Origin of the sequence: Mesorhizobium sp. M8A.F.Ca.ET.181.01.1.1 (assembly GCF_004792025.1) — a bacterium.
Classification (GTDB): domain Bacteria; phylum Pseudomonadota; class Alphaproteobacteria; order Rhizobiales; family Rhizobiaceae; genus Mesorhizobium.
This window is the reverse complement of the sequence record NZ_SRTV01000255.1, coordinates 1-298: the sequence shown is the minus strand read 5'-3', so window position 1 is coordinate 298 and position 298 is coordinate 1. Positions and strand designations below refer to the sequence as shown.

The 298-nt window shown below is 72.1% G+C and carries 1 pseudogene; it reads left to right on the top strand.

Annotated elements, in window-relative coordinates:
* Nucleotides 1–298: pseudogene (locus EN824_RS35545) on the top strand (hypothetical protein); the annotation flags it as partial.

The window sequence follows — 298 nt, the reverse complement described above, 5'->3', positions numbered from 1 at the left end:
GTCGCATACGGGGCGCAGGGCGCGCCGTTGTCGGCGGCGCAACTGCGCGCGGGGCTGGCGCGGCGGTTGCCGGAGTACATGGTGCCGTCGGTATTCGTGGGTCTGGCGACGCTGCCGCTGAATGCGAGCGGGAAGGTTGACCGGCGTGCGCTGCCGGCGCCGGATGAGGACAGTGGCGGGTCGGAGGCGGTATACGAGGCGCCCCGCGACGAGCGCGAGCGCGAGCTGGCGAAGATTTGGCGCACGCTGCTGGGCCGGGATCGGATCGGGGTGCACGAGCCCTTCTTCGAGATCGGGG